The sequence below is a fragment of the Acinetobacter brisouioides genome (assembly GCF_004331075.1).
In the GTDB taxonomy this organism is placed as follows: Bacteria; Pseudomonadota; Gammaproteobacteria; order Pseudomonadales; family Moraxellaceae; genus Acinetobacter.
Window position 1 is genome coordinate 151501 of the sequence record NZ_SJNX01000001.1, and the last position, 14709, is coordinate 166209.

Sequence of the window (14709 nt, forward strand, 5' to 3'; positions counted from 1 at the left end):
ATGACAACAATCAATCAAAGTGACTTTTTTACAGCGCCGATTGAACAATATCGGACTGAATTAAGTTTTTGTGCAGCGAGTGTAAAAGGCATCCAAGAATGGCTTTTGCATTTGCCATCCGTGCATTTAGGTGATTCATCAAAATCTCTGTTGAATGCTGTCATTGAAATTTTAGAGCTTAAATGTGAAGAATCTTTGCGTTTTGATTTAATTCAAAGCCTACATTTGTCTTTAGAGCAAGTTCTTGGAACATTAGAGAAATATTTTCTCAGCGATGTTTCATCGGTTATGAATCACAATGAATCGATTGTAGAGCTTGCTCAACAATTCCGCTGTTATATTGCGCGTACTTATATTCATATTGCCTTTCAATCTCACACCGAACTCACTTCCAAGCAGTTTTCTTTATTTGCCTTTCGACAAAAAAAACAATTACAAGATGTTCGTAGTCTGAGCACCTATTATGCTTTACAACAATTAAGCCTACTAAAATTTCAACAACAAGTTCTTTATAAAAGCAGTTTAGTGGGTCAATGGCGAATCGGACATCAGCTTTTTATACTGGCTGAATATCATGATTTTCACCTTGAAGATATTAATTATCTGCATGGTTCTATTCATCAACTCAGTAATATTTACCAACTCTATAATCAGATCAATTTACTGGATATTTTAAATACTCATCAGATTCGTCCAATAGAAATTCAAGCCTTATTTCAATGTTCGTATCAATGGGTACAACTAATTCAAATTACGGATAAAGAATCCCCAACCTCTCGCTATATTATTGACCCCAATAAAGACTTCCCTCCCGTGTTGAATAATACACAGTTAAAAAAAGGGAATGACTGCTACTTTATTGAAACGCAAGCATTACTTGAGCATATTAATCTTGCCAATTTACCGCAAAATAAACATATTTCACCCACAGAGAAGCATTATTTAAGCGCATCACTTATCTTCCACGTTCAAAATGTCCTGAACAACATCCCTGAACGTCGTTATGAGCGCTATGATTATGTTGCAACCATTCAGCTGGCTTTTGGTTTACAAAGTGCTCATTATTATTTGTCACATGCAACTCATTTTGAGAATACTTTACAGTTAGTCAGCAAAGTTCATCTACAGCAAAACAACTCTAAATTCCTATCGGGCTGGAACGATGAACCTGTAACATCGAACAACAAATCATTGTATGCAGTACTTGATCCAGAAGCGAAGCAAATTCATACCTGTACTATTATGGATATCAGCATTAATGGATATCGCATTCGTTGGACAGGCGATGTTCCAAAACAGCTCCGTGCAGGTGAATTTATTCTAGTACAGGAAAATGCTCAAACTCCTTGGCGTGGTGGGGTCATTCGCTGGTTAAAACAAGCATCTCCCAAACACCTCGAATTTGGTATAGAGATTCTGTCTCAAGACTTAACTCCCTGTGCAGTACAGCTGAGTGCTGACCGCAACACTGTACTTTACCACCCCGCTATTTTACTCAGTAATCAAGTACTCAACAAAACTCATCTTTCACTTGTTGTACCTGGGCATCAAACCTTTAAATCGCAACAAGGGATTAACCTCCGATTAGGCAATAAACAGCTTAAAATTTATCTCAATGAGATAAAATTGATTAGCCAAAGCTTTTCACAATTTGATTTTGAGTTATTAAATGACAATGAACAGGTTATACTTGAACAACATATACAGCAGCATGCTGAAACCATTAAAAAACAAGACGTGTGGGAAAGTCTAAAATGAGAAATGCTTTTTTATCCAACAAGCTTAAACAAACTAAGACTCGTTTACTCATTATCGATGACAACCAAATCCGTTATAATCAAATTGTTGATCTCTTGACATCTAAAGGTCATCAGGTCGATGCTTTTTTACTCGATGATATTAAAAGTTTTGAGAAGCAGTTACACACGCATTGGGATGTTGTTTTGTTTGGACGTGCTTATGACTTAAAGTTTGAACAGGCTTTGGCGCTGATTCACGCTTCTAATCAGCCACAACTTCCCTTATTGCTGTTAAACCCTGAAGATTATCAGCCCTCACAATACTTAAACTATATTAACAAAGGCGTATACGACTTATTTAACCTCGATTATCCAGATCGTTTTTATATTGGTCTTGTTCGTACTTTGTCTTATAGTCGCTCTTTACAAGCGCAGCAACATTTACTCAAAGAACTAGAAATTGCTGAAACTCATATTCAAACACACGCTCACGATACCCATAAAGCTGTTGCTGTGATTCAAGAAGGAATTCACATTAAAGCCAATCCTGAGTACCTCACTTTGTTTGGCTTTAAAAAAGAAGAAGAAATTTTCGGATTACCTCTGCTTGATGTGCTACAACCCGAACAACTCCAAGAATTTAAACAGCGTTTTAAACGCATTACGCAGCGTAATTTCGATCAGGCACGTTTTGAAATTAAATCTCTCAATCCGAATGCACAATCAAAAGACAATGCACTTCGAGTTGAGTTTTTACCAGATAACTCACAGGATGCTGTACAAATTTCAATTGAAACGGACAGCCCTCAAACAAATTCTAGTAAAACAAGTATTGAAACAGGTAGTAACCCTGTTCGCCTTTATGATCAGTTCAACAGAAAAATGCTCAATGAACCTGCCAATAAAAATGCAGTTGTTATATTTTTATTGACTGACTTTCATGAGCAAATTGCGAAACTGAACCAAGTACAAACAGGCGAATATCTTAAAGCAGTACAAGGATTTATTCAGGAACATGCCCATAATACTGTCATTAAAGTGACCCCTGCTCTCTTTATCGGTTTATGTCAGGCAGCTAGCGAAGATCTGCTTCACTCAAAACTTCAAGGTTTAACTCCACTTTTAAAACCGCAATTGCTCGAATTCGATTCAGAAAATTATTCGGTACAGTTTACGGTTGGCTATAGTGAGATTGAAGGTGCAATACAAAGTCAGGAGCAATTTGATTTTCTCATTACTCAAGGCTTATCACACCCATTACAGCATGAAAAAGCCAAAGCTCATGAAATTAAGTTCTCTGGTTTTGACAGTGAAGAAGCACCAGCTACGTTGATGTTAGGTGCTCAGTTGGATCGTGAGCATATGTTGCTGACCGAATTACACCGCGCAATTGAGCAAAATACCATACATCTTAAATATCAGCAGCTTTATGACAAACAAGATACTGAACCTTATATTTATGAAGTCACCAGTGGTGTGATTTTTGACAAACAATGGTTAGCTCTTGAAGATTTAACTGAATTAAATAGCGATGTAGAACTTGCGGTAAAACTAGATCGCTGGATTTTGGTTGAAGCGTCCAAACAACTCTATAATTTCATTACACAATACCCAAATAGCAAGCTGATCATCAACTTGAACATTCATGTATTGTTGCATGATCAACAGATTGTTAATTTGATTGAAAAACTGTTCTCAATTATTCGTAACACGCGAAACCACCCGTTAATCCTACAATTTTCAGCCCTAGATATTATCCAGCATGCAGAGCGAGTTACACCTGTATTGCAACAGCTTCGTATTCAAGGTGCATTGATTTCTGTACGTCACTTTGGTGTAGATAATACCAGCACAAGCCTGCTATCACGCGATGACATCGACCTATATCGTTTAGATTCAAAACTAACCGATAGTTTAAATGATGATAAAGAACTGACAGAGTTGCAATTGCAGGTTCAAAAATACAAAGAAATTGCTGAAGCCGATATGATTCTACCTATGCTCAACAATATGAATAGCTTTGCAAATGCGTGGAATATTGATGTGCGCTACCTGCAAGGTGATTATTTCCAGAAGAAACTTGATCACTTAATTGATGGACAAGACCACTAAGGTCTTGTCTTTTTAAGAATAAAAGGCACAAAAAAACGGGCGAATCGCCCGTTTTTTACATCCTGTCGGATTAGTCGCGTTTGATAGAACGAGACATACCAGCAAAACGTTGTTTGAATTTGTCGATACGACCACCAGTGTCTACATTCTTTTGTTTACCAGTGTAGAATGGGTGGCAAGCTGAACATACGTCAAGATAAAGAGTTTCTTTACCAACAGCTGAACGTGTTTCGATTACGTTACCGCAAGAGCAAGTTGCAACTAATTTTTCGTATTTTGGGTGAATATCGGCGCGCATGGTCGATTCTCCTAAGTTAAGAAAGGTTATGCTGTCATCGCAATTGACCACTCTCATAACAACTATGAGGAATGCAAAAAGCAGGTCAACACCATTACAGACCATTCTTTTGGCTCACCGAAACTCTAGGTTAGGGCTAAGCTCAACAAGTCGGCATATTATACAGGAAAAAACTAACAGATACGAATGCTTTATTCGTATCTACTAGGGTCTGTTGACATTTTATCTATGACCTGCCTTATCTATGAAATAACTTAAACAAAGCATAAAGCGAAGACCGTAGCCGCTCCCTTGTCGAATTTCATAACAAAATTTAAGGAAGTTAACCATAAGTCTTCGGAACTCGACTCACATCGCAAGCATTTGTGAAATATCAACAAGCTTTAATTATTGCGTGCGTTTTGATCTTGCTGAATCAACTCGATTTTATAGCCATCTGGATCTTCAACAAATGCAATTACGGTAACACCGCCTTTCATTGGTCCAGCTTCACGTACGACCTTGCCGCCACGTGCTTTGATCTCTTCACAGGCTTGATACGCATCATCAACGGCAATCGCAATATGTCCATAAGCATTGCCTAACTCGTAACTTTCAGTATCCCAGTTATGGGTGAGTTCCAATACAGTATGATGCTCTTCATCACCATAGCCAACGAAAGCCAACGTAAAACGACCTTCTTCATAATCACGGCGACGGAGCAAGGTCATACCCAGCACTTCAGTATAGAATGCCAATGAGCGTTCTAAATTGCCTACACGTAACATGGTATGTAACATGCGCATAAAATTAGTCCTCTTGCGAAGTTTTTACGGATTGATGATCTTTTAATAATTTTGCGACCCAAACCACCAAGAATAAAATTGGAATACCAATTAAGGTGGTCATGAGGAAAAATTTCGGATAACCGATATGGGTCACAATAGTTCCCGAATATCCACCCATAATTTTAGGCGTTAAAGTCATCAGTGAACTGAAAATCGCATATTGTACGGCAGTAAAAGATACACTGGTCAGGCTCGATAAAAATGCGATAAACGCAGCTCCTGCCAAACCTGAAGCCAAATTATCGACCACAATCGCAAAATATAACCATAATTTACTATAAGGTTTAATCACCTTACCTTTAATTTCTGTCACTGTTTGATCTTGCTGCACCGCATTCAACGGCTGCAAATCAACATCCAACTGTTGTGCAGCAATAGAGCCACCCAGTGTATAGCGCTGCTGTGCCTGTACAGTTTGTGCTGGAGCATGAATAAAATTAAGCTGCGCTGTCAATTGTTTAGAGGTCGATTTTGCTAGTACAGCACCATCAATCGCTGTGCTAAATACGCCAGTATCATCAAGTTTGGCAGGGTAACTCTGTCCATCAAGCTGAATCGTGACAGGCGCATCAGCTTGTAATTGATCTTTTTTCACACCAGCAAGTTGCCCTTTGACTGCAATACTTTGCTGTTGCTCTTGCGTAGAAATTTGATTGTCACTGGTTACTGGTAAAAACTGGATTTGTGGCTGTGCCTTTGTTTTTAAATACGGCAAACTAAATTTAGCTTTAGAATTTGCCTGATCGGTATATTGTGCTTGTACCTGAATATGTTGAGCCTGCATAAGAACCTGATTTGGTACTTTAACCGACCAGTACCCGACATCATCAGGCTGAACACGGTAATGCTGCTGCCCCACGGTGAGTTCAACCTGCCCAAGTGGTTGCCCTGATTTGACCAAGCCGATGAAAATAAGGTTTGTGGTACTCGCAAATACGGCGCCCACAAACATCAGTTTCATAATATTCATGCGCTGTGCCAGCAAACCACCACAGAAACCGCCAAATAAAGAGAAAATTACGCCATAAACTTTCACAGCTTCGGCAATTTGCTGCTTACTAAAGTTCAGATCTTGATAAAACACATTAGAAATTACGCCAGCAATAATGTCTGAAATACGGTAAAAACCAATCAACAGCAATAAAAATAAGGCTAATTTCACCCCGTAGCGCTGAAAAAAGTCCTGAATCGGGCTGACCCAAGTATCCATTGCCATCTGGCGGTTGACTACACCAGCTTTGACAAGCACCGTACCAATCAATAAAGCGATAGCACCTGAGCCTAAAAAGCGAACGGCTTCAAAGCAAAATAACAAAAAGCTGTCTTGAATTTTCCAGCTTTTCTCAAGTGCCACAATCAGATCATTTGAAAAAACATAGCTCACAACAAAACTGATCACAGCCAAAAAGAAAACACAAACCAGACGAAAATAATCCTGACGCTGATAATTTTTGGAGACTCGCTTTACTTTCGGCTCACGAATCATCAATGTCGTGATAATACCGACCAACATGACGGCTGCCATTGCCAAATAAGTATATTTCCATGCTGTATAAATATAATTACCTTTCGATGTACCTAACGACGCTGCTAAAAACAAGGCACCAGCCCCTGCAACAATCATCCCAATGCGATAACCTGCATTGTAAGTTGCAGCCAAAACGGTTTGCATTTCAGTGTCAGCCAGTTCAATTCGATACGCATCTATGACAATATCTTGTGTTGCAGCAGAAAAGCCGAGAAGAACCGCTCCAACTGCCATCTGAATTAAATAGCTTTGACCCAGAGATGGATCAGAAAATGCCATAATGCTAATCGCACAGATAATCAGACATTGAGCAACCAGCAACCAGCCTCGGCGATGCCCCAAGGCTTTGGTTAATACAGGCACAGGTAACTCATCAATGAGTGGTGCCCAAACAAATTTAAAGGAGTAGCCTAATGCTGCCCAGCTAAAAAATGTCACGGCACTTTTATCAATACCAGCCTCACCCAACCATAAAGATAAGCTAGAAAAAATAAGTAAAATCGGAATTCCCGCAGAAAATCCCAGAAACAGCATAATCAAGGCACGGCGATCTAAAAAAGCACGAAAGGCGTGTGTCCAGTCTTGGCTTTGTGAGGTCATTGCGCTGCGGTTTTCCATAAGATTTAAAACTGCTATTTGAAACCTTTCGGTCAAATGTTGCAACCTGAAAGCATGAGAATATTGCTTTTTTCATGTTAATTTATCTATGCTGCTTGATCTTTATAGGCAAACCTGTATACCTTTAAATTGCCAATCAACATTTGTTGTGGATTTAAAAACCGTGACCCAAAGACTCGATCAAATGAATTCTGTACTTTCTGCAAATCAACTCACTAGAAGCAAACAACTCCACAAGGACGCTCCCATCTCTGCATTTGATCAACCCGAAATACAACAAACACTAAAACAAACCGAGTTAAAACCAGAACAACTGACCCACATTCCCGACTGGGAAAAAATTCCCGCATCGACCAAACGTATCAAACCGCTCAATAACTTTTTAGGGCAAGACCGTGCCCGCGCTTCTGTTGAAGCAGGAATTGCTTTACCTTACGCTGGCTATAATATTTTTGCGGTGGGTACGGCAGGTTTAGGTAAACGCACTATGATCAAGCGTTTACTCAAACAACACGCTAAAACCATGCCCACACCAAATGACTGGGTCTATGTCAATAATTTTCAAACCCCACGTCAACCAATTGCTTTATGTTTTCCTGCTGGACAAGGTAATAAATTTCAAAATGCGTTGCATCAAGCATGGCAAACCATTTTAAAGCAACTTGAACGACGTTTTAGTGCAGAAACCTACCACAACCGTATTGAACAGATTCGTCAGGAAACTGGGGAAGAACAGCAACTTGCACTGGTCGAATTGACCAAAGAAGCTCAAGATTTCGACCTAAAACTCATTTCTCGCAACGAACAGCACACTTTTGTTCCTGTCCATCTAAAAGATGATGTATTGCAAGAAATGTCACCAGATGATCTTGATGCATTAAGTAGCAAAGAACGCGCTGAAATTGCAACCAACATGCGCTACATGAACAAAAAACTGGAGCGTTTAGGGCTACACTTGGGTGATCTGGAAGATGATGCTCGCGATCAAGTATCTGACCTAAACCGTGATATTGCCAAACAAGTGGTCATGCCTCGCATTGATTTGATTTTGAATAAATTCCAAAATATTCAAGGTTTAGAGCAATTCCTTAAATCATACGCTAACGATATTATTAATAATGTTGAAATGATTCTGGATCAGGATGAGGAAGACTTCTCTCCTGCTCTGTTTAGTCGTATTCCTGCACGTTACCAAGCCAATGTGCTTGTGAGCAACACGCCAAACAGTGGCGCACCCGTCATTTTTGAAGATTTTCCAACCCACTACAACCTGTTGGGTCATGTAGAACAACTCACCCAAAATGGCACCATTACCACCGATTTTACTTTAATCCGTGCAGGTGCATTGCACCGTGCCAATGGCGGCTTTTTAATGCTTGAAGCGGAGCAACTGCTTGAGCAACCGTATGCATGGCAAGGTCTGAAACGTGCCTTGAAATCGGGGCAACTTAAACTGTCATCTTTGGAGCACATGCTGACTTTAACAGGTAGCATTTCGATTGAACCTGCATCTATTCCACTACAGCTGAAAGTCGTCTTACTGGCTGAACCTGAAATTTATTATGAAATTTTAGAACTCGAGCCAGAGCTTGGAAGTGTGTTTAAGATTCGCGCTGACTTTACCGACACACTACAGCGCAATGAAAGCAATGAACAAGCCTATATGCACCTGATTGCAGACTATGTTCAGGCAGATAAACTGTTACCGTTTGACCGTAGTGCGCTTGCAGCACTTTTGACAGATTCAAGTCGCCAAGCTGAAGATCAAAGCTCATTGTCTTTGCATGCTTCGACTTTGGGAGATTTAATTCGAGAATCTCATCATCACGCTTTTCAAGCGGGTGATAAAATGGTGACAGATAAGCATATCAATACAGCTTTGCAACATCGCCAGTATCGCTTAGGCTATTTAAGAGAATTATATTGGCAAGACCTTTCTCGTGGCACACAACTGATTGAAACCCAGAGTTATCGCTTAGGACAAATTAATGCACTTTCGGTGATTCATTATGCCGATGTTGAATTTGGCTTACCTTCTCGCTTGACTGCTTCAGTTTATCAAGGCGGTGGTGACATTCTCGATATTGAACGCAGTGTCGAACTCGGTGGTTCTTTGCATGCTAAAGGCGTGCTGTTGATGTCGAGTTTCTTAAAAGCACACTTTGGTCGTGAACAGATTCTGCATTTCTCAGCTGCGCTGGCATTTGAACAAAGTTATGGGCAGGTTGATGGTGACAGTGCTACGGTTGCAGAGCTGTCTGCCCTTATTTCTGCGATTAGCCAGTTACCGATTGATCAATCTTGGGCAATTACGGGTTCTATGAACCAGTTAGGTCAAGTACAGCCGATTGGCGGCGTAAATGCCAAAATTGAAGGCTTCTATGATGCGTGTAAATTGCAAGGCTTGACAGGCAAACAAGGTGTGATTATTCCACGTCAAAACATGCAGCATTTAATGTTGCGTCAAGATGTGATTGATGCCGTACATGAAGGTCAATTCCATATTCATGCAATTGACACTATTGATCAAGCCTTAGAAATTCTCATGGCGCGCCCTGTTGGCAAATTGGATAAAAAAGGCAATTACAGCAAACATTCAATTTATGCAGCAGTGATGGAACAGCTTGAGTACTGGCAAGCCATCGAAGATGGCACGATTGAGGAAGAGGAAGAAAAAGCCAAGAAAAAGAAAAAAAAGAAACCTAAAAAAGACGAGAAAAAAGTCAAATCGGCCGATGTAGAAACTACCGTTGAGGAAACTCAGGAAGTCGAAATGGCTTTAAAAAACAAATAGTCTTTAAAGCGAATACCATAAAGCCAGTCATTTGACTGGCTTTATATTTTTCAGATCCGACTGGATTACTTCACATAGAAAGTTTCAATCACTTTGCCTTGTAAAGTCTGCCCGATTAATGGCGTATTTTTACCTTGAGAAACAATGCTGTCTTTAGACACTTGCCATTCTAGCTCAGGATCGACCAGCACCCAACCCGCTTCTGTCTGCCAGCGTTCAAGTATTTTTGCGACACGAGCAGGTGTAACTGTGACTTTCTCAACCCATTCAAGCGGAGTGAACAAGCCCTCACGAACCAGTTGTGTTCCCAAAGCCACATAGGTATCGAAAGCACTGATGCCTGGCTCAGTTTCAGCAAATGGTAACATTTTCGCTGAGCTGCTCAGAGGCTCATGATGCGTACAGATTGCATCAATCACGCCAGATTTTACCGCTTCACGAAGTTGCTGTTTATCTTGTTCTGCACGTAATGGTGGACGCACGTGAGCAAGCGAGTTAAAGCCATCAATCAACGTATCGGTTAAATGAAGCTGATGCATCGCAACGTCAGCCGTGACAGGTAACCCTTTGGCTTTAGCTGCAGCAATCAACGCTACTGAAGCTCCACTTGACAGTAAGCTGAAGTGAGCGCGAACACCCGTAACTTCAATCATTAACAAATATTTGGCAATCGCAACAGTTTCTGCAATGGTTGGAATCATTGGCAAGCCTTGACGCGATGCCACAAAACCTTCATGCACACAGCCATCTTTCGCCAACTGATGCTCTTCTGGGTAAAACACCACAGTTAAGCCCAAACCTGCGGCGTATTCTAAAGTGCGAATCACCACATCATCATCTTGAAATGCGGCATTGGCGTTGGTGACTGCACTACAACCACCCTTTTTCAAGCCAGCCATATTGGCAGGTTGTTTACCATTTAAACCTTGCGTTTGTGCGCCAATAATATGCAAATGGATTTTGCCATCTTGCCAAGCTTTTTCGACCAAGCCCTGTATCAAGGCACCATTGTCCTGCACAATTGGCTTTGAATCTGGTGGAGTAATCACATGCAGAATACCGTTTTCACGTGCTGCTTTACCTTCAGATTTTAGAGTGCCATGTTGTTGCTGACCTGGTTCACGAACTCGCGCACACAAATCCACCATACTTGGCATGAGCCATTTGCCCTGACCGTTAATCACTTGATCAACTTCTGTCAATTCTGCAACGCGTTTGCCCTGATCTAAATAAATGGTTTCGATGCGGTCTATTTGTTGAACTGGATCTAACACACGTACATTTTCAATTTTTACACGACTCATGTGTCTCGCCCTTATGCCGAAATTGCTTCAATTAAACCCTTGTCTTGCAACTGACCTTGCATTGCCAGTGCCAACACCGCCATACGCACGGCAATTCCGTTGGTCACCTGATGCAAAATCACCGACTGTGAACCATCGGCAATGCTTGATGCAATTTCAACACCACGGTTCATTGGTCCTGGGTGCATCACGATGCAATCAGGCTTGGCTAACGCCAGACGTGTTTCATTCAGGCCGTACATTTTGTGAAATTCAGATTGCGATGCCAGTGCAGGCGAATCAATCCGTTCATTCTGAATACGCAAAGTAATAATCACGTCACAGTCTTTGACGCCTTCATCCATATTGTTAAACAAACGAACTTCACTGCCGTATTCTTCAAAACCAATTGGTAATAAGGTATTTGGCCCAATTACACGGATATCTTTACAACCCAATGTCTGTAAAGCCGCAACATCGGAACGCGCTACACGTGAATGTTTAATATCGCCAATAATCGCCACGCTTAATGCTTCAAAAGGCTTTTTGGTTTCGCGGCGGATGGTCAACATATCCAGCATCGCTTGTGTCGGATGCGCATGACGACCATCACCAGCATTAATAATGGCGACATTTGGACAAACATCTTTAGCAATAAAATGCGCTGCACCTGAAGAAGAATGGCGCACGACAAAAATATCAGCCGCCATTGCTTCAAGATTCCACAATGTATCTCGCAGGGTTTCACCTTTTGAGGTACTTGAACGTGCAATATCAATATTCAGTACATTCGCAGAAAGACGTTTTGCCGCCGCTTCAAAAGTGGTACGGGTACGAGTCGAATTCTCGAAAAAAAGATTCATTACCGTGCGCCCTTCAAGGAGTGGCGAGGTAATCAGTTGATTATTTTCGTTGATAAAGGTTTGCGCTGTATCAAGAATTTTGGTGAGGGTCTGTTTGGAAAGACCTTCGATGGTCAAGAAATGCTTAAGATTGCCATGTTCATTGAGTTGAATCTGACTCGGAGTATGCAATGCAGCCAAATGCATGAGAGATTCCTTGTACATTAAGTTAACGCATTATACAGATAATTTTATTAATCTCGCAGTTGAAGTTTTCAGCAATTGGAATTTTTCTCTACCAGAAAAAATGCGTCTGGAATAAATAAATCCTGTCATATAGCCAATTTAGATACTGCATTTTAAAAAATCTGAGCTTGCATTTTAATCCACAAGTTTTCCTGTAAAAAATACGCTAAAATAGTCGTTTGCTTTACTGCTTTTGGAAATTTACATGACTTCGACACCTCGTCTTTCTACATATTGGGTTACCTGTGCAGATGGACTTGAAACCTTACTCCAAGAAGAATTACAAGAGTTAGGGGTTCAGCACATTGAGCGTCTGGCTGGACGCTTAATTTTCAAAGGCACACTAGAACACGCCTACCGTATTTGCATGTGGTCACGCCTGGCTTCACGTGTACTCATGCCGATTCATACTTACGAACTTGAACACAGCCACGATGCGCGTGATGTTGCCGAAGAACTCTATGAAGGTGCCATCAGTTTTGACTGGTCTCTGATTTTTGCACCACAAAGCACCTTTGCCATCCGTTTGCATGCTGAACGTGAAATTAAGGTTAATACTCAGTTTGCCACGTTGCGCGCCAAAGATGGCGTTGTTGACAGCTTTATGGAAGCTGTGGGCCGCCGCCCAAGTATTGATACTAAGCAACCTGAAATTACCCTTTACATTTTGGCAGGTAAAACTGAGCATACTTACTGCCTCGACTTATCTGGTGACTCACTGCATAAACGTGGCTACCGCCACCATATGACTGACGCGCCAATTAAAGAAAACTTGGCAGCAGCGATCTTAAATAAAGCGAAGTTAGCGCAGCGCCGCCCTGAAATTTTCCTTGACCCAATGTGTGGTTCAGGTACGTTCATTATTGAAGCGCTGATGATTTTGACCGACCGCGCCCCTGGCTTAGTGCGTCGTTTTGGCTTCAACGGGTGGCATGGACATGATAGTGAATTGTGGATGGGCATTAAAGCAGAAGCAGCACAACGCCATGAAACCGCATTAGAGCACCCATTACCGATGTTTTATGCTTTCGATGCAGACTGGGAAGCGGTTAAAGCGACTCGTCAAAACATCATGGCAGCAGGTTTTGAAAAACTACTGGATGCCATTCAAATTGAAGAACGTACTCTTGCTGATTGGCCAGAGTTTGACCGCACAAAGTCTGCTTTTATTGTCACCAACCCACCATACGGTGAGCGTTTAGGTGAGAAAGCTTCTAACCGTGCTTTATATCTCGGTTTATCGGCAAAATTACAGGAAAACTTCCCAAATCAGTTCGCAGCTGTTATTGCCTCTCAAATCGAACAAGCCGATGTATTGGCATTCAGTGAACCTGAAACATTGCGTTTAATGAATGGTAAATTACCAATTTACATTCGTTTGGGACAAATTAAACCGCAAGTCCATACACAGCCGTTTCTTGCCACTTGGCAGCCACAACCATTTGAAGAAATTGAAGGCGCGCAGGATTTTGCCAATCGTTTGCAAAAAAATATGCAAGCATTGAAAAAATGGGCAACTAGCGAAAATATCTATTGCTTACGTCTTTACGATGCCGACTTGCCTGATTTTAATGTGGCGATTGATGTTTATGGTGATCGCCTGCATGTGCAGGAATATGCACCACCGAAAAAAATTGATCCTGAAAAAGCCAAAAAACGCTTTAACCTTGCCCTTGCTGCCATTCGTGCTGTAACAGGTTTAAGCCGCGATGCGATTTTCATTAAAACTCGTGCGCGTCAGGAAGGTAAAACCCAGTACTCCAAACAAAGCACCGCATCAAAACGTTTTATTGTGCAAGAAGGTAAAGCCAAAATTTTGGTCAACCTGACGGATTATCTAGATACGGGCTTGTTTCTCGATCACCGTCAAATGCGTTTACGTATTGCCCGAGAAGCCAAAGGCAAGCACTTCTTAAATCTGTACAGCTATACCTCTACAGCGAGTTTGCATGCAGCACTTGGCGGTGCAGCTAGCACCACCAGTGTCGATTTGTCCAATACGTACATTAACTGGTCAAAAGAAAACTTCGTATTAAATGGTTTAACTGTTGACCATGCAGATGAACAACATATGTTCTACACCAGCGACTGTTTCGAGTGGCTCAAAGAAGGTCATGAGCAATATGACATGATTTTCATTGACCCACCAACCTTCTCCAACTCGAAAAAGTTTTATGGCACATTTGATGTACAACGTGACCATGTGTCTTTAATCAAACGCGCCATGAACCGCTTAAGCACTGAAGGAACTTTGTATTTCTCAAACAACTTCCGTGGTTTTGAATTTGATGAAGAAATCGAAGCCATGTTTGCTGTAGAAGAAATTACTCAAGATACAATTGGGCCTGACTTTAAGCGCAATCAGAAAATTCACCGCGCTTGGAAAATTCAGTATCTTCCAAACTAAGCCTTTTTTTCAGCA

Annotated in this window: 9 protein-coding genes; 4 read left to right on the forward strand and 5 right to left on the reverse strand. The window is 41.2% G+C overall.

The window, feature by feature from the left end; genetic code table 11:
• Both E0H77_RS00720 and E0H77_RS00725 read left to right on the forward strand, forming a co-directional pair.
• Positions 1–1758 carry a GTPase gene (locus E0H77_RS00720; RefSeq protein WP_131313485.1) on the forward strand — a complete coding sequence of 586 codons (1758 nt, stop codon included), beginning with the start codon at positions 1–3 and terminating at the stop codon, positions 1756–1758.
• Positions 1755–3851: an EAL domain-containing protein gene (locus tag E0H77_RS00725; protein WP_131374207.1), complete on the forward strand. Its 2097-nt coding sequence runs from the start codon at positions 1755–1757 to the stop codon at positions 3849–3851. The genes E0H77_RS00720 and E0H77_RS00725 overlap by 4 nt, the downstream gene beginning before the upstream one ends.
• A gap of 70 nt (positions 3852–3921) precedes the next feature.
• On the opposite strand, the gene rpmE is transcribed toward E0H77_RS00725, so the two are convergent.
• From rpmE to E0H77_RS00740, 3 genes are all read right to left on the reverse strand, one after another.
• A complete protein-coding gene (gene rpmE, locus E0H77_RS00730) occupies positions 3922–4149 on the reverse strand; it encodes a 50S ribosomal protein L31 (RefSeq protein ID WP_004752972.1) in 228 nt (75 codons plus the stop codon).
• 383 nt (positions 4150–4532) lie between these two features.
• Entirely contained in the window at positions 4533–4934 is a 402-nt protein-coding gene (gloA, locus tag E0H77_RS00735; RefSeq protein ID WP_131313483.1) for a lactoylglutathione lyase, read from the reverse strand.
• A gap of 4 nt (positions 4935–4938) precedes the next feature.
• Positions 4939–7104, reverse strand: coding sequence for an AmpG family muropeptide MFS transporter (locus E0H77_RS00740; RefSeq protein ID WP_171478294.1), 2166 nt, complete (start codon positions 7102–7104; stop codon positions 4939–4941).
• Positions 7105–7285: 181 nt separating this feature from the next.
• Here E0H77_RS00740 and E0H77_RS00745 point away from each other — a divergent pair, with 181 nt between their 5' ends.
• Positions 7286–9916, forward strand: coding sequence for a Lon protease family protein (locus E0H77_RS00745; protein ID WP_131374211.1), 2631 nt, complete (start codon positions 7286–7288; stop codon positions 9914–9916).
• Between the two features lie 65 nt (positions 9917–9981).
• Here the strand turns inward: E0H77_RS00745 and E0H77_RS00750 are convergent, their stop codons facing one another.
• Positions 9982–11220: a dihydroorotase gene (locus E0H77_RS00750; protein ID WP_131374213.1), complete on the reverse strand. Its 1239-nt coding sequence runs from the start codon at positions 11218–11220 to the stop codon at positions 9982–9984.
• A gap of 11 nt (positions 11221–11231) precedes the next feature.
• Positions 11232–12248: an aspartate carbamoyltransferase catalytic subunit gene (locus E0H77_RS00755; RefSeq protein WP_004752983.1), complete on the reverse strand. Its 1017-nt coding sequence runs from the start codon at positions 12246–12248 to the stop codon at positions 11232–11234.
• 244 nt (positions 12249–12492) lie between these two features.
• Between E0H77_RS00755 and rlmKL the strand changes: the two genes are divergently transcribed.
• Positions 12493–14694, forward strand: coding sequence for a bifunctional 23S rRNA (guanine(2069)-N(7))-methyltransferase RlmK/23S rRNA (guanine(2445)-N(2))-methyltransferase RlmL (rlmKL, locus tag E0H77_RS00760; RefSeq protein ID WP_213073551.1), 2202 nt, complete (start codon positions 12493–12495; stop codon positions 14692–14694).
• Positions 14695–14709: the final 15 nt, after the last annotated feature.